This window comes from Roseibium marinum (genome assembly GCF_002906165.1).
Taxonomy (GTDB): domain Bacteria; phylum Pseudomonadota; class Alphaproteobacteria; order Rhizobiales; family Stappiaceae; genus Roseibium; species Roseibium marinum.
Genome location: NZ_PPCN01000001.1, coordinates 1297186 through 1312985, shown reverse-complemented (window position 1 = coordinate 1312985; position 15800 = coordinate 1297186). Strand labels below are relative to the sequence as shown.

Annotated in this window: 17 protein-coding genes; 3 read left to right on the top strand and 14 right to left on the bottom strand. The window is 59.7% G+C overall.

The window, feature by feature from the left end; genetic code table 11:
• Window positions 1-616: 616 nt before the first annotated feature.
• The 5 genes from CLV41_RS06130 to CLV41_RS06110 form a co-directional block, all read right to left on the bottom strand.
• The gene (locus tag CLV41_RS06130; protein ID WP_103221289.1) at window positions 617-1921 is read right to left on the bottom strand and encodes a DEAD/DEAH box helicase; all 1305 of its coding nucleotides are present in this window, start codon (window positions 1919-1921) and stop codon (window positions 617-619) included.
• A 337-nt stretch (window positions 1922-2258) separates the two neighbouring features.
• On the bottom strand, window positions 2259-3380 hold the full coding sequence (locus CLV41_RS06125) for a PQQ-dependent sugar dehydrogenase (RefSeq protein WP_103221288.1): 1122 nt from the start codon (window positions 3378-3380) through the stop codon (window positions 2259-2261).
• 98 nt (window positions 3381-3478) lie between these two features.
• Complete coding sequence (locus tag CLV41_RS06120; RefSeq protein ID WP_103221287.1) at window positions 3479-5773, bottom strand: NADP-dependent malic enzyme; 2295 nt, start codon at window positions 5771-5773, stop codon at window positions 3479-3481.
• 189 nt (window positions 5774-5962) lie between these two features.
• Complete coding sequence (locus CLV41_RS06115) at window positions 5963-6616, bottom strand: ceramidase domain-containing protein (protein ID WP_103221286.1); 654 nt, start codon at window positions 6614-6616, stop codon at window positions 5963-5965.
• Between the two features lie 46 nt (window positions 6617-6662).
• Window positions 6663-7889, bottom strand: coding sequence for an aminotransferase-like domain-containing protein (locus CLV41_RS06110; protein WP_103221285.1), 1227 nt, complete (start codon window positions 7887-7889; stop codon window positions 6663-6665).
• A gap of 183 nt (window positions 7890-8072) precedes the next feature.
• On the opposite strand from CLV41_RS06110, the gene moaB reads away from it, so the two are divergent.
• On the top strand, window positions 8073-8630 hold the full coding sequence (gene moaB / locus CLV41_RS06105) for a molybdenum cofactor biosynthesis protein B (RefSeq protein WP_103221284.1): 558 nt from the start codon (window positions 8073-8075) through the stop codon (window positions 8628-8630).
• A 56-nt stretch (window positions 8631-8686) separates the two neighbouring features.
• Here the strand turns inward: moaB and CLV41_RS06100 are convergent, their stop codons facing one another.
• The gene (locus tag CLV41_RS06100; RefSeq protein ID WP_103221283.1) at window positions 8687-9139 is read right to left on the bottom strand and encodes a VOC family protein; all 453 of its coding nucleotides are present in this window, start codon (window positions 9137-9139) and stop codon (window positions 8687-8689) included.
• Between the two features lie 119 nt (window positions 9140-9258).
• Window positions 9259-9951, bottom strand: a complete 693-nt coding sequence (locus tag CLV41_RS06095) for a glycosyltransferase (protein ID WP_103221282.1) — start codon at window positions 9949-9951, stop codon at window positions 9259-9261.
• A 165-nt stretch (window positions 9952-10116) separates the two neighbouring features.
• Between CLV41_RS06095 and CLV41_RS06090 the strand changes: the two genes are divergently transcribed.
• Both CLV41_RS06090 and CLV41_RS06085 read left to right on the top strand, forming a co-directional pair.
• The gene (locus CLV41_RS06090) at window positions 10117-11196 is read left to right on the top strand and encodes a PA0069 family radical SAM protein (protein WP_235867066.1); all 1080 of its coding nucleotides are present in this window, start codon (window positions 10117-10119) and stop codon (window positions 11194-11196) included.
• Between the two features lie 45 nt (window positions 11197-11241).
• Window positions 11242-11898, top strand: a complete 657-nt coding sequence (locus tag CLV41_RS06085; RefSeq protein ID WP_103221280.1) for a ribonuclease HII — start codon at window positions 11242-11244, stop codon at window positions 11896-11898.
• 93 nt (window positions 11899-11991) lie between these two features.
• On the opposite strand, the gene CLV41_RS06080 is transcribed toward CLV41_RS06085, so the two are convergent.
• The 7 genes from CLV41_RS06080 to CLV41_RS06050 all read right to left on the bottom strand — a co-directional run bounded on the left by CLV41_RS06080 (window position 11992) and on the right by CLV41_RS06050 (window position 15754).
• Window positions 11992-12426, bottom strand: coding sequence for a hypothetical protein (locus CLV41_RS06080; RefSeq protein ID WP_103221279.1), 435 nt, complete (start codon window positions 12424-12426; stop codon window positions 11992-11994).
• A gap of 12 nt (window positions 12427-12438) precedes the next feature.
• On the bottom strand, window positions 12439-12744 hold the full coding sequence (locus tag CLV41_RS06075) for a hypothetical protein (protein WP_103221278.1): 306 nt from the start codon (window positions 12742-12744) through the stop codon (window positions 12439-12441).
• A 286-nt stretch (window positions 12745-13030) separates the two neighbouring features.
• Entirely contained in the window at window positions 13031-13510 is a 480-nt protein-coding gene (locus CLV41_RS06070) for a F0F1 ATP synthase subunit B family protein (RefSeq protein ID WP_103221277.1), read from the bottom strand.
• Between the two features lie 10 nt (window positions 13511-13520).
• Window positions 13521-14081 carry a F0F1 ATP synthase subunit B gene (locus tag CLV41_RS06065; protein WP_103221276.1) on the bottom strand — a complete coding sequence of 187 codons (561 nt, stop codon included), beginning with the start codon at window positions 14079-14081 and terminating at the stop codon, window positions 13521-13523.
• A gap of 185 nt (window positions 14082-14266) precedes the next feature.
• Window positions 14267-14491, bottom strand: a complete 225-nt coding sequence (locus tag CLV41_RS06060; RefSeq protein WP_068407233.1) for a F0F1 ATP synthase subunit C — start codon at window positions 14489-14491, stop codon at window positions 14267-14269.
• Window positions 14492-14562: 71 nt separating this feature from the next.
• Complete coding sequence (locus CLV41_RS06055) at window positions 14563-15312, bottom strand: F0F1 ATP synthase subunit A (RefSeq protein WP_103221275.1); 750 nt, start codon at window positions 15310-15312, stop codon at window positions 14563-14565.
• 55 nt (window positions 15313-15367) lie between these two features.
• Window positions 15368-15754 carry an AtpZ/AtpI family protein gene (locus CLV41_RS06050; protein WP_103221589.1) on the bottom strand — a complete coding sequence of 129 codons (387 nt, stop codon included), beginning with the start codon at window positions 15752-15754 and terminating at the stop codon, window positions 15368-15370.
• Window positions 15755-15800 lie beyond the last annotated feature (46 nt).

Below are 15800 nucleotides of genomic sequence, written 5' to 3'. Positions count from 1 at the left end.
ATAGCTTTTCCACACACGCAGACCGGGTAAAACAGTTATGATTGCGCATTCATGTTTGTTAATCTAGGTTCACTTTTAACGGGATGGATCCGGCTGAACGTCAAGAAAGCCTTGATTGTTTTCAGCAACGATCCCGAGAAAATATCAGATCTGACTGTGGCTATGCGGTCAGATGCCTTGTGGGCAGAAAGTATACGGATCCATATTTGAGCCTCGGCGGGTTCGGAGACGGTTGTTCCCGGCTTTCAAAAACACACTCAGATTGGTTGTGCGCCTGTCTGGGTCCCATCGACCACAAGGCTTAGCACCGGGAAGGCCACTTCCCGGTGCATTTTTTTTGGCCTGATACATAGGGTAATTCCCCTGTCAAATCCGTAGCTGAGGCTGAGCGGTGTCAAAGTAAAAAAAAACCTCCCGAACTCAGACGAGTGCGGGAGGCTTCTCCATTTTCAGCTCAATCAGCTTTTAGATCTCCAATCGATACCGATTGGAGATCTGTTGCGCCAAAGCGTGTCGCGTTAAATTGAATTCAGGAAATCGCCCGAACGCATTTGCAATGCAAACGCTGCCTCGGGCGTCCTCCTGAATCAATGAATCCGCTTAAACGCGACGCGCTCTATGCCGCGCTCTTGCGGCCGTTGGTGCGCCTGCGATTCTGACGCCGGGCCTGCTCGCGGTTGTCGTTGTCGTTGGGAGACCCGACGCGTTTGCCGAAGGATTTCTTCCCGCCCGGCTTGTTGCCACCGCGGTTGCCGCCACCGCCACGCTTCAGCTTGACCGCGGCCGACAACGGCGGAACTTCACCACTGGCCACGGCAATGTCGATGCCGATCAGCTTTTCGATCTGACGGAACAGACCGATTTCTTCCGGTGCGCACAGGGCGACCGCCTCGCCTTCAGCGCCTGCACGTGCCGTCCGTCCAATCCTGTGGACATAGGCTTCGGCGACTTCCGGCAATTCGAAATTGTAAACATGGCTGACGCCGGGAATGTCGATGCCGCGGGCAGCAACGTCGGTTGCCACCAGCACGTTGATCTTGCCCTCACGCAGCTCGCGAATCGCCCGCTCGCGCTGATTCTGGCTCTTGTTGCCGTGAATAGAGCCCGCGGCGATACCGCTTTGCGCCAGCTTGCGCATAAGCCGCTCCGCACCGTGCTTGGTGCGGCAGAAGACCAGCGACATGCCGTCCGGTTTCGACTTCAACTGGTCGACCAGGAAATCGCCTTTGGAGTTCTGGTCCATGAAATGAACGGACTGCGTAACCTTGTCCGCGGTCTTGCCCACCGGCGAGACTTCCACTCGCTCGGGATTGCGCAGGTAGGACTGAGCCAGTTCATTGATCTGCTTCGGCATGGTCGCGGAAAAGAGCATCGTCTGACGGTCTTTCGCGACCAGGCCGGAGATGCGGCGCAACGCGTGGATGAAGCCGAGATCCAGCATCTGGTCTGCTTCGTCGAGAACGAGATAGGAGGCTGACTTAAGATCGACCGCCTGGCGGTCAACCAGATCGAGAAGCCGGCCCGGGGTCGCGACCAGAATATCGGTGCCCTTGGAAAGGCGCTTGACCTGACCGTTGATCGAGACGCCGCCAACGACGGCGGTGACACGCAACGGGGTGTTTCTCAAAAAGGAAATCAGGTTTTTGGCGATCTGGTTCACCAGTTCGCGGGTCGGCGCCAGAATGAGGGCGCGGGCGCCCTTCGGCCGGGCTCTTTGGTTGTCTGCAAGAAGGCTGTCGATCAGTGGCAGTCCGAAGGCCGCCGTTTTGCCTGTTCCGGTCTGGGCCAGACCCATGAGGTCACGGCCTTCCAGGATCAACGGGATCGCTTTTTGCTGGATCGGAGTCGGTTCGTCGTAGCCGTTATCAGCAACAGCGCTCAGCATGCCGTCGGACAGTCCCAGGCTTTGAAAGTCGGTCAATATAAATTCCTTGGTTCGGGCATGACAAACACACCCGGATAACCGCCGGAACGTATCCTTGCGGTTCGTTTTTGGAGTGCGGCAGCCGAATCGTTTGGATAAACGGGCTCTTCGCCGCCAGACCCTCGCGTGACATGGGAACTGGTTGGACCCCTCATTGGGCCCTTGTCTGCAACCGACAAGCGGCTGCCCTTGGAAACACTATGGTTTAAATAAATAAGGGCGCGCTGTCTGCTCACGCGGCAGCGGTTACATGCCGCTATATCGGCTTAGCCAGTTGAAAAGTCAAGCGGAGATACTGCATTGCATCAAAACCCATGATGTCCCGTCGCCGCAATCACGGCTTCAGGCGGATCAGCCGTCCATCGCCGCTGTCGGTCAGAACATAGATGAAACCGTCCGGCCCCTGGCGCACATCGCGGATGCGTTCGCCAAGATCCACCAGGAGTTTTTCCTGCGAGACGACCGTCGCACCGTCAAGCTCAAGTCTCGCCAGATGCTGGCCGCGCAAGGCACCGACCAGGAGATTTCCCTGCCAGTGCGGATAGGCGTCGCCGGTCACGAAAGTCATGCCGGAGGGGGCGATCGACGGGTCCCAGAAATGGATCGGCTGCTCCATGCCTTCCTTTTCGGTGCCTTCGCCGATCTTTTCACCCGAGTAGTGCCGGCCGTAGGAAATCACCGGCCAGCCGTAGTTCCGGCCTGCCTCGGGAATATTCACCTCGTCGCCGCCGCGAGCGCCATGCTCGACCGTCCAGAGTTCACCGGTCTGCGGGTGGACCGCGGCGGCCTGCGGGTTGCGGTGACCGATCGACCAGATTTCCGGCCTGTAACCGTCGCGCTCCAGGGACGGGTTGCCGGAAGCCGGTTCGCCGTTCGGGGTCAGTCGCAGCACGGACCCCGCATGATCGGACGGGTCCTGCGCCCGGGCTCCGTCGCCCCGTTCGCCGATTGTCATGAACAGGTGCCCGTCGGGCGCAAAGGCCAGCCTCGAGCCGAAATGACGGCCGCCGTAAGCCTTGTTGTTACCGGTAAAGATCGTCCTGCCGTCCTCGAGCCGGTAGCCGCCTTCCTGCGAAACAAGTCTCGCCCTGAACAGCGACGTCCCCGCCCCTTCCGTAGACCCTTGCGAGAAGCTCAGGAAGATCGTGCCATCCGTCTTGAAATCGGGGCTGAGGACAATGTCCAGCAGGCCGCCCTGTCCCTGTGCAAAGACTTCCGGCGTGCCCGGCACGACACTTTGATGGCCTTCCCCGGATACGAATTTCAGCAACCCGTCCCGTTCGGTCACCAGGTAACCGCCATCGGGTAGAAATGCGACGCTCCAGGGATAGGACAGGCCGTCGGTCACCGTTTCCAGAGTAACGGCGGATCGGGCCGTTGCCGCCGTCGTCGCCATCGAGCCCGCCGCCAAAAGAGCCGCGACCAGCGTGAAGACAGATATCTTTCTCAATATCATTTCAGGCCCTTCCCGACTCCAAGTCACTCCCTTTTCAGATAGAGGCATCGCGCGAGATGTACAGCCGGAAGGTCCTCAAAAATCGGAGAGGTTCCAATTTACTTCAACGAATGGGTCTGCGCCTCGACACTCGCCAAAGCCGACATGTTGACCACCCCGCGCGACGTGACCGACGGGGTCAGGACGTGCGCCGGCTTCGCCGTTCCAAGCAGAATCGGGCCGACATGCAGGGCCTGGGTCGCCACCTTGAGAAGATTGTGGGCGATGTTGGCCGCATCGAGGTTGGGGAACAGCAGGAGATTGGCTTCACCGGTCAGCTTGCTGTTGGGCATCACGCGCTCCCGCAATGCTTCGCTCAGCGCGGAATCGCCGTGCATTTCGCCGTCGACTTCAAGGTCCGGGTTGCGTTTCCAGATCAATTCGGTCGCCTCGCGCATCTTGCGCGAGGACGCCGTCTCCCGGGAGCCGAAATTCGAGAATGACAGCAGGGCGATCTTCGGCTCTATCCCGAAGCGGCGGATTTCCTGTGCCGCAAGCACGGCCATCTCGGAAATCTCGTCGGCGGTCGGATCCTCGGAGACGAATGTGTCGGACAGGAAAAGCGCGCCGCGGCTGTTGATCAGAAGGGACATGGCGGACAGGTCGCGCGCGCTTTTGCACACGCCGATAATCTGTTTGATGTCGCGCAAATGGCGGCTGAACCGGCCTTCCAGCCCGCAAATGACGGCATCGGCTTCCCCGCGCCTGACGGCAAGCGCGGAAATGACCGTGGTGTTGGTACGCACGACGGTTCGCGCCGAATCGGGCGGCATGCCATTGCGGCCGACGCAGTCCAGATACTCATCCACATAGTCGCGATAACGCGGGTCGTCCTGCGGGTTGATGAACTCGAAATCGACATCCGGGCGAATCCTGAGGCCAAAGCGCTCGCAGCGTGTCTTGAGGACGTCCGGCCGGCCGACGAGGATCGGCTTGGCGATCCTGTCCTCGATCAGAACCTGTGCCGCACGCAGCACGCGCTCGTCCTCGCCTTCGGCGTAGATGATCCGCTGAGGATCCTTGGAGGCGTTCTGGATGATCGGCTTCATGATCAGACCGGAGCGGAACACGAAGCGGTTCAGCAGGTCCATATAGGCAGTGAAATCCTCAATCGGCCGGGTGGCGACACCGGAGTCCATTGCCGCCTTCGCCACGGCCGGAGCTATGCGCAGGATGAGGCGCTGGTCGAAGGGCGACGGGATCAGGTAATTCGGGCCAAAGGTCTCGGTCTTGCCGCCATAGGCGCGGGCCGCCACATCGGACGGTTCCTCGCGCGCGAGCCCGGCGATGGCTTCCACCGCCGCGCGCTTCATTTCCTCGTTGATCGTGGTCGCCCCGACATCCAGCGCGCCGCGGAAAATATAGGGAAAGCACAGGACGTTGTTGACCTGGTTGGGATAGTCGGAGCGGCCGGTGCACATGACCACATCGTCCCGGATGGAGTTGGCCACTTCGGGCATGATTTCCGGGTTCGGATTGGCCAGCGCCAGGATCAGCGGACCCTTGCCCATCTTCTCGACCATCTGGGGTTTCAGCACGCCTCCGGCCGACAGACCGAGGAAGACATCCGCGCCGTCGATCACCTCGTCCAGCTTGCGCTTGTCGGTTTTCTGGGCAAAAGCGGCTTTCCATTCATCCATGAGGGCTTCGCGGCCTTCATAGACGACACCTTCAATATCGGTGACCCAGATATTTTCCCGACGGGCTCCGAGCGAGATAAGCATGTTCAGGCAGGCCAGCGCGGCGGCGCCGGCGCCCGAGGCGACGATCCTGGCGTCCTCGATCTTCTTGCCGGCCAGATCGAGACCGTTGCGGACAGCCGCGCCGACAATGATCGCCGTGCCGTGCTGGTCGTCATGGAAGACCGGGATGTTCATTTTTTCCCGGAGCCGGCTTTCGATCATGAAGCATTCCGGCGCCTTGATGTCTTCCAGATTGATGCCGCCGAAAGTCGGTTCGAGAACGGACACCGCATCGACGAATTTGTCGACATCGGTTTCGGCCACCTCGATGTCGAAGACGTCGATTCCCGCGAATTTCTTGAAGAGGACAGCCTTGCCTTCCATCACCGGCTTGGAAGCCAGCGGACCGATATTACCGAGACCAAGAACGGCGGTGCCGTTGGAGATCACACCGACCAGATTGGCGCGCGAGGTGTAAAGCGCTGCTTTGGAAGGATCATCGGCGATCGCAAGACACGGGGCGGCGACGCCCGGAGAATAGGCGAGCGCCAGGTCGCGCTGGTTGCCAAGCGGCTTGGTCGCCTGGATCTCCAGTTTACCCGGCCGAGGGTGCTCGTGATAGAAAAGGGCGGCGTCAGTCAGATCGCTTTCGGTACTCTTGCCTTCGCTCATGACGTCCCTGCCCTCTTCCCTTGGATCACTGTTCTGTCGCATCCCGCGTTCAGATGAGCACAGGATGCGCTAATTTTCCGAAACCGATCAAGTTTCCGTTTCCGTATGATTGCACATCAATACGGATTGCCCCTGACCACAATTGCCGAGGCTACCTTCTGCCCTGACCCGTTGCAAAATCGTGAATTGTCACAATGTTTTCCCGGCGCGCTGAAAAATGAGAACCCGTAACAACGCGAAGAGCACGATGCTGTTGAGAATGTGCCACAGGAAGTGGGTTCCAATCACCAGATGCGCACAGAGCGGCTCGTCCAGCATCCGGAAGCCAAGCGATGCCGTGAAAATCACGCCTGTCAGCAGAACCTGACGGCCAAGCCTGCGGTCTGACCGGCAATAAAGGCCACCGACCCCGAAAATCGCCAGCAGGGCCGGAACGTATCCCGCCGAAGAGCCGACAAGCGGTGCAAGCGCGCCGATGACGAATGGCGAGACGGCGAAGAAAACCATGACGATGCCGACCGCGGCCCACCAGGGCAGCGCCAGAAAGCGTTTCAGCGCGAAGAGCAGATAGATATGGATGAACAGCGCGATCGGGATAACGTCGGCCAGACTTGCCCAGCGGGTCGCGAATGTGTGGAACAGGAAGGATCCCACGCCCGTGGCGAAGACAATTGCGATCAGCAGGAGCGCGGGCAGATCGTCCGGCGTTTTTCCACGCCAGATCAGCCAGGCCGCAAGGGCGGCGATCAGAAAGGCGGTATTGGTGACAGCGTTGAGCGGCTCCGACCAGAATTCAGGCCCGATCCGCTCGCAGTAATTGTTCACCTGATCGCTCAGCGCCATTCGGCCGCGCCTTCCTTCATCCACCTGCCGCAGTCAGAGCATCCGATTACAGCGCCGATGTGACAGTTCGCGCAATCACCTTTCCAAGCCTGGCAATTCCGGCTTCGATCTTTCCAACGTCAGCGCAGGAGAAACTGAGACGCAAGGTGTTCGCGCCGCTGTCGTCCGGATGAAAGGCCCTGCCCGGGACGAAGGCAACCCTGGCGGCTTCAACGGACGTGGCCAGCAGTTCGGCGGCGTCTATACCGTCCGGCAATTCGACCCAGATGAACATGCCGCCCTCGGGTTTCGTCCAGCGCGTACCTGCCGGCATGTGCTTTTCCAGAGCCATCAGCATGGCGTCGCGGCGCGCCTTGTAGACCGCCTTCGTCTTGGCGACATGCGTCTCGAAATGCTCCTCGGCCACCCGCGCCATCGCTTCCTGATTGAGAACCGGCGTGTTCAGGTCGCTTGCCTGTTTGATCAGGACCAGCCTGGAAATCACCTCCGATGCGGCGCAGACCCAGCCGAGCCGCAGGCCAGGCGACAGGGATTTGGAAAAACTGCCGCAGTAGAGCGTGCGGGTGTTTTCGATGGCGCCGGACGTTTCGCAATCGAGCGCCAGCAGAGGCCGGACGGGGTCGCCCTCATAGCGCAGGCATTGATAGGGGGCGTCCTCGACAACCGCGCAGCTGAGTTCCCCGGCGAGCGACAGTATCCTCCGGCGCTCTTCCAGATCCAGCGTGAGACCGGTCGGGTTGGCGAAATCCGGCGACAGATAGGCGAATTTGACCCGGCCGCCCGCGTCGTGCGCCTTCGCTTCGCAATCGACAGCCGGCCGGTTCGCACCCGGATCGAGCCGCTCGAAGCGAGGTTCATAGGCGTTGAAGGCCTGCAGTGCGCCGAGATAGGTCGGCCATTGAACCAGCGCCGTATCTTCGGCGGACAGAAACAGCTTGCCGATATAATCCAGCGCCTGCTGGGAGCCGGAAGTGACCAGAATGTTTTCCGGACCGCAGTCGATGCCGAGGCCGCGCATATGTCCGGCGATCCAGCGGCGAAGACGCAGGCTGCCTTCGCTCACACCGTATTGCAGAGCTTTTGCGGCCTCCGGGCCTCCGAGGATGTCCGCATAGGCGTTTTTGAACGCTTCTGAGGGAAACAGCTCCGGGTCGGGAATTCCGCCGGCGAAGGAAATCACGTCCGGCTGATCCAGAAGCTTGAGGAGTTCACGGATTTCCGAGGCGCGCATCCGGCTGGCGCGCCTGGCATAGAGGCTGTCCCAGGTGGTCATGATCTGCTCTTTGGCGATTGGCTTGATATTTAAGTCAATAATACTGACCTAACTATTTTGCAAGTGTCTCAATCTTGTTATTTTTTGAAATATTATTGCGCAACCCTCCCCCTCTCCGAACAGGCGAAGGCTCTGGAACCTGCGCCCGTAATCGCCTATCTGTTAGCAACAAAGGAGACTGCCATGCCCCGTCTGGACGATACGCGCCCGTTCATCCCGCTCAACATCGCGGTTCTGACCGTGTCCGACACCCGAACGATGGACGAGGATCGTTCCGGCAACACTCTGGCCGTGCGGCTTGAAAAGGCAGGTCACCGGCTCGTGGACAGACAAATCGCAACCGATGACGTGCTTGCGATCCAGAAGGTGGTGAAAAGCTGGATCGCAGATCCGGGCGTTGACGTGATCATCTCCACCGGCGGCACCGGCTTCACCGGCCGTGACGTGACGCCCGAAGCCATGGAGCCACTGTTCGAAAAGAGGATGGACGGATTTTCGGAAGTCTTTCACCGGATTTCCTACGACAAGATCGGCACGTCGACGATCCAGTCCAGAGCAACCGGCGGTGTTGCCGGCGCTACCTATATCTTCGTGCTACCCGGCTCACCCGGCGCCTGCAAGGACGCCTGGGACGGCATCCTGAAATGGCAGCTCGACTACCGGCACATGCCGTGCAATTTCGTGGAAATCATGCCGCGCCTCGACGAACATCTCAAACGCGGCAAGCTGCAGGAGGCGTGAGCCACGGATTTGCGTTACCGGAAGACCGGTTTTCCGGCCGGCCGCAGCGAAGATAGCTATCCGGCGTCAATGCCCCATTGCGCCAGTTCGATGGTGATGCCTTCCGGACCGGTGACGAAATAAAGCAGCCGGTCGTGGAAGTCCTTCAGTTCGCCGCGCACTTCGACGCCATGGCCGCGCAACCGCTCAACCAGCGCCTCGGCATCGTCCACCGCGAAACAGATGTGATTGTAACCGGTCTTGTCGAGACGGCCGGAGAGCGGATCGACAGCAACCTGCGGAGACCGGTAATGCAGCAGCTGAATTTCGAAGCGCGGCGACAGGCCGGGCACGACCAGCGTGACATGATCCGCCTCGATATTGTCCACGCCCATGTAGCCGGAGAAGACCTCTCCCTTGATGACCGTCGTCTTGCGCGCTTCCTCCTGAAAGCCCAAAAGACCGAAAAAACCTTTCGCGGCATCCAGATCCCGTACGCAGATGGTGCAATGATCGAAGCGTTGAATCATGATTTCCCTCTGAAATATCCGGTTCGGAGCGTCCTGGGTTCAACTCACCTCAGACATGACGGAAAACTCATAAAAACCGGTCAAATTTCGCGTTGTCATTCCTGCTATCGCATCCGGTTTCAGCCGTGCAGCTTGACCGCGACGCTTGCCGGGATGCGCAGCGTGCCGACGCAAAAGCGCGCCAGGGCCTGGCGGAGCCTTGAGATCAGTCCTTCACGTTCGGTTTGTCCGGCAGAAACGGCCGCCGCCCTCAGGAAGACAATCCGGCCGCGGCCGATACGCTTGGCGATGTCGAGGTCTTCCAGCTCCGGCAAGGGCCTGTGTCCGCCGAGTTTCTGGTAGAACTGCCGGGAAATCAGGAGGCCCTGATTGCCATAGGGCATGCCGAGAAGCTGTGAACGCAGGGCCGCGATCGATTCGCTGACCCGCGCGCTGAGGCCGAAAGACTCGTAGCGCAGCCGGAAACTGGCTGCCGTCCGGGCACCGTTGGGCGCCCTTGAAGCGCGATCGACAAATGCCTGGGCTTCGTGATGCCAGCCGCTTTCCAGGATCGTTTCGGGCCGCAGGAACAACAGCCACTCGCCCCGGCTGGCCCGGGAGGCACCGAAGGAAAGGCGCTCGCTCCGCGCCGCGTGCAGGGATACCCATTCGCACCCGGCCGCATCGGCAACCTGTTCGGTATTGTCTGAAGATCCGCCATCCACGACGATAACTTCGCGGATCACCCCTTCAGCCGCCGCCGGGACCAAAGCCGACAAGGCATGCACCAGATCGGTCTCTGAATTTTTTGTCGGAATAATGACGCTGATCATGTTGGCAAGTTTTACATGAAAGTTTTTTAAAGCGCGAGAGACAGGGCTTGTTAAAGCGCCGAAACCGGCTAATGTTCTCTTTATGTTCCTCTTACCTCGCGATTCACGTTCATGAAATCGACAATTCAACCTATACAGGTAGCCACATGCCCGGAAAACCCGGACATGGAACCTGCCCGCCTGCCGGAAGAGCGCAGGCGCGGCCGCGGGGCCGCCCTGAACAAGACCGGGAGGTTCGAACCGCTTTCCCGGGAAAGCTTCGACGACGGCTGGGACAGCCTTGAGGATCTGCCGCCGCTGCAGACCCACGTTCAGGAGGAACGCGCGCGGACGATCATCACACGCAACGAGTCACCCGATATTTCCTTCGACCGTTCGATCAATCCCTACAGGGGATGCGAACATGGCTGCATTTACTGTTTCGCCCGCCCCAGCCATGCCTTTCTGGGACTTTCTCCCGGGCTGGATTTCGAAACGCGCCTCTTCGCCAAACCGAATGCGGCCCAGCTTCTTGAGCGCGAACTTTCCAAGCCGGGTTATACGCCGCGCGTGATCGCCATCGGCACCAACACCGACCCCTACCAGCCGCTTGAGCGCCGCTATACGTTGATGCGCGAAATTCTCGAGGTTCTGGAAAACTGTGCCCATCCGGTGGCGATCGTCACCAAATCCTCCCTGGTGACACGGGATATCGATATCCTGGCCCGTATGGCGGAACGTAACCTCGTCAAGGTTGCCCTGTCGGTGACCTCGCTCGACCGCAAGCTCTGCCGGGCGATGGAGCCACGCGCCAGCGCGCCGCACAAACGCCTTGGCGCCATAAAAGCCCTTTCGGAGGCGGGCATACCCACTTCCATCATGATGGCGCCGATCATTCCCGCGCTGACCGACAGCGAAATCGAAAGACTGCTCGAAGCCGCCGCGGAGCACGGCGCGGCGGAGGCCGGGTATGTCCTGCTGCGCCTGCCGCTGGAGGTTTCCGAACTTTTCCGCGACTGGCTCCTGCGGGAGAGGCCGGACCGCTACCAGCATGTCATGAACCTCATCCGTTCCATGCGCGGCGGCAAGGATTACGATGCCAAATGGGGTGAACGCATGCGCGGCCGGGGCCCTTACGCCGATCAGATTTCAAAACGGTTTTCGCTTGCCGCCAAGCGCCTGGGGCTGAACCTGCGCCGCAAGAAGCTGAATGCGGACGACTTCGTACAGCCGCAAAAAGGCGGTGTGCAACTGAACCTCTTTTAGGCAACCGGCTTGCGCCGCGCTGCCGCCCACGGCAGATTCGCGTACATGACCGACGGCCATTCGCTCTTCGACCTTGCCTTTTCCGACGGGCTGGATCTCAAGCTCGAACGCAAACACGCGGCTTCATTCGACGGACTGATCTGCGGTGTCGATGAAGCCGGACGCGGCCCCTGGGCGGGCCCGGTGGTCACCGCCGCCGTCATCCTGGACTATGACAGGGTGCCGGAAGGACTGGACGATTCCAAGAAACTCACCGAGGCCGCCAGGGAAAAGCTCTTCGAGCAGATCGTTGCAAGCGCCCATGTTGCCGTCGCCAGTGCGTCACCTGCCTCCATCGACAGGTACAACATCCGCGCAGCGACCCTTTTGGCCATGGTCCGCGCTGTGAACGGGCTGCCAGGCCCCCCGGCCTATGTGCTGGTTGACGGGCGGGATGTCCCGGGAGGGCTCAAACAACCGGGCCAGGCCTTGATCAAGGGAGACGGCCGCTGCCTTTGCGTTGCCGCGGCGTCCATCGTCGCCAAGGTCACGCGCGACCGGATGATGGTTCTGCTCGACGATCACTGTCCGGGCTACGGCTTTGCCCGGCACAAAGGGTATGGCGTACCACAGCATCAGGCCGCTCTCGACAAGCTTGGCCCTTCGCCGCATCACCGGATGTCGTTCAAGCCGGTGCGACTGGCGGCGGGGGAGCAGAAGTGACAGGCACCGAAGAACGGTGAATGTCAGCGCCTGCCTCCCCGCGGCGTTGCATGTCAGGTCCCTGCACGGGACCATTCATCCGCCTACGGCGGTCTATCCGTCCGCGACCGCCTTTATCGTTTCGTCCTTGCCGGACGAGGTCGTCACGATCTGCGGGCATCGCCTGCACATTGCAGCGCCTTCCTGGGCGTACCAGCGGCAGGACTTGCGAAGGACGCATGGCGGCAGGCTGTCGACAACCTCCTCCAGGCCGGTCAGTATCCGTTTCGCCAGCTGGCAATTTCCGTTTCCGAAATGGACACAACTGGACGTCTCGCAAGCAGCGCCAAAGCGAAAAACGGTTGTCGCTTCCAGCGGAGCTGCCTGCGCCAGCAACTCAGGCGTAACCGGCAGCTCCCCGTTCAGATAGGCAACACGCGGTTCGCCGTTTTCATGTTCGACGAGCCCGATCACCCTGGCGCCCGCCGAAGCGGGCTGGGAGCTTGGACACGATAGATCTTCGCCGCCTGCCCTTTCTTTGGTGGGCATCGCTCGGCCCCCTCAATACGGCCTGTAGCCCACTGTGATCCGGCCATCGCGAATGATGGCCACGGCCTCAGCCTCAAGGGAGGGAATTTCAAGTTCGCTGGTGATCCGGCTCGACAGTTTCGACAATTCCAGGGAACTTACTTCTTTCATGAGTTCCTCCCTGATCCTGAAACCGAGTGTCGTCGGATTGATCAACATTTCAAATTCGATGTCGCCATTCCGTATGTTCGACTGTTCTTCTATCGCGCGAAAGACGACCTTCTTCGTGCGCTCCATGACCTCTTCAATCGGCAGGGATTTCGCCTTGCATTCGCCCATGACAATTCTCCATTAAAAAATTGGAAATTAAAAATTTACAATAGCCACCTTAACATGAGTTACGTTGCGTCACTACTCTTTTTAGATGCATCGACGGGTTTTTACCGCAGCCATGCGGCCGGGGCGCAAAAACAAAAAAAGCGGCCACAAGGGCCGCTTTTCAGGTTTTTCGCTATGCACGAAAAGATTCGGCGTCTTCCGCATTCGACTGAACGCGGAAGACGCCGATATTTTAAGGTCGATCAACTTTCGGCTTTCAAGTAGCGCCACTTCAAAGCCGGTTGATCTAGTTCAACCGTTCTTTCACCTGAGCGATGCTCTTGGAAAGGATGTCGTCGGCAACCTTGTCCTTGACCTTGGCCGTCAGGATTTCCTCGGCCGCGGCCACGGCAAGATCGGCTGCCCTGGCGCGGACCTCGGCGATTGCCTGGGTCTCTGCCTGGGCAATCTTCTCTTCCGCGGCCCTGGTCCGGCGGGCGATCATCTCTTCCAGGGCCTGATTGGTTTCCACCGTCAGGCGCTCGGCTTCCGAGCTCGCTTCGGCGATAATGGCTTCCGCCTCGCCTTCGGCTTCGTGGCGCTTGCGCTGATACTCCGACAGAAGAGCCTGGGCCTCGTCACGCATCTTGCGCGCTTCGTCCAGCTCCTTGCGGATTGCTTCGGCGCGATCATCCAGGGAAGCCCCGATCTTGGCCGGAACCTTGATGTAGATGATCAGGACGAAGAAAAGAACGAGACCGACCGCGGCCCAAAATGTAGCGTCCATGCTGGTCTCCTCAGTTCATCGCCGATTTCAGCGCCTTGGTCAGATCGGTCTTGGTCGGAGCCTTGCCTATCAGCTTCTCGACGAGCGCTGACGTGGTGTCTCCGGCAATTTCCCCGATCTGGGAAAGGGCCTCGGTTTTGATGCCGGCAATATGGGCTTCCGCCGCCTTGAGCTTTTCAGCGAGCCCGGCTTCCGCCTTTTCGCGGCGAGTTTCGTTGTCGGCCTTCAGCTTGGCCCGCGTGTCATTCGCTATGCCATGCGCCTTGTTGCGGGCTTCAGCCAACGCCTGCTCATAGGCGGCAATCGCCGCGTCGGTTTCTTCCTTCAGGCGGTTGGCCTCGGAGAAATCACCGGCAATACGGTCCTCGCGGTCTTCCAGAATCCCTGCGATCCGCGGCATCGCCACGTTCTTCATGATCCAGTAGAACACGGCAAAGGTGATGGCGAGCCACAATAGCTGGGAGGCAAATGTGGTCACGTCAAACGGCGGGAAGCCCGCGCCATGCTCTGCGGCCGGCACTTCTATGGCTTCGTGCGTGCCTTCTGTGGTCGAATGCGTTTCGCCTGCCATTTCCTGTCTCCTAAATCCGGCTGGACGGCGCTTGGATCAACCGGCATTCACGCGCGAACGCATTAGAATGCCGCAAAGTCGATCGCTCTTTAAGAGCTAGCGCATCCTGTCAGCGTTCATTCGAACGCCGGATGCACCAGAGCGCCGCCACCGGAGTCGCATCGATAGTCGCTGCGGATGAGCGATCAAGCGAACAGGAGGATCAGGGCGACCAGCAGCGAGAAGATGCCCAGAGCTTCTGTAACGGCGAAGCCGAAGATCAGGCGACCGAACTGGCCGTCAGCAGCGGACGGGTTGCGCAGGGCGCCGGCGAGATAGCTACCGAAGATATTGCCGAGACCAATACCGGCGCCGCCCATGCCCAGGCATGCGATACCGGCACCGATGTATTTTGCTGCTTCTGCTTCCATGACACGTGCTCCTAGATGATGTTTGCAGATTTTCTCACGCGCGGCGCGAAGGCCGTGTGATTGGATGACCCTTAGTGTGAAGGGTGAATGGCGTCGTTCAGATACATGCAGGTCAGGACCGTAAAGACATAGGCCTGCAGGAACGCGACCAGGAATTCCAGCGCCGTCAGGGCGACCGTCATTCCGAGTGGCAGGATGGATCCGAAGATGCCGACCGCACCAAGGGCGCTGAGGCTGACGATGAAGCCCGAGAAGACTTTCAGCGTGATGTGGCCTGCGAGCATGTTCGCGAAAAGACGAACGGACAGGCTGACCGGACGCGAAAGGAACGAGATCACCTCGATCAGCGTCACCAGCGGAAGAAGTGCGACAGGCACCCCGCTGGGAACGAAGAGTTTGAAGAATTTCATGCCGTTGCGCATGAAGCCGTAGATGATCACGGTGAAGATCACCAGCATCGCCAGCGCGAAGGTCACGATGATGTGGCTGGTGATGGTGAAGAAATACGGGAACATTCCGAAGAGGTTTGCGACAAGCACGAACATGAAGAGCGAGAACACCAGCGGGAAGAACCTCATCCCTTCGGTTCCCGCCGCGCTTCGCAGCGTGCCCGCCACGAACTCATACGCCATTTCCGACACCGACTGCAGGCGGGACGGCACAAGGCCGCGGCCGCTGGTCGAGAAGATCAGAAACGCGCACGTCGCTGCCACGGTCAAAACCATGAACAGCGAAGAATTGGTAAAAGAGAAATCCATACCCCCGACTTCAATCGGAAAGATCTTCTGGATTTGGAACTGATGGATCGGATCGTTCGCCACCGGCCAGCCTTCTTCGCTCGTTCATAATCAATGCGCCCGAAGACGCGACAAAACCCTAGTCCGATCCGTCCTTGTGAACGCCTTTATCGCGCTGGATCTTTCCGTCCGGCTGCTCGGCAACACCGGCCGAGCGCAGAACATTCAAGACACCGGCTACGAAGCCCAGCAGCAGGAAAACGATCAGCCCGAGAGGCGATGTTCCAAACCACTGGTCGACAACCCAACCGATCCCGGCCCCCACCAGCACGCCCGCAATGAACTCCGAAGAAAGTTTCATTGCCTGCGCATATCCGGATGAGCTGCTTTGCGATTTCCGGGCGGCTTTTTGTTCCACCGCCTTCACGTCGTCAAGCTTCCGGTTCAATTGGGCCCGCCGTTCCGACAGACCAGCCTCCGGGATTCCTGCCGCCCGATCTTCCTTATCGCCGTTGTGCGAAGACATGTTCATAAGTCCTCAGCCCGTGCCGACTTGTCAGATCCAAACAACA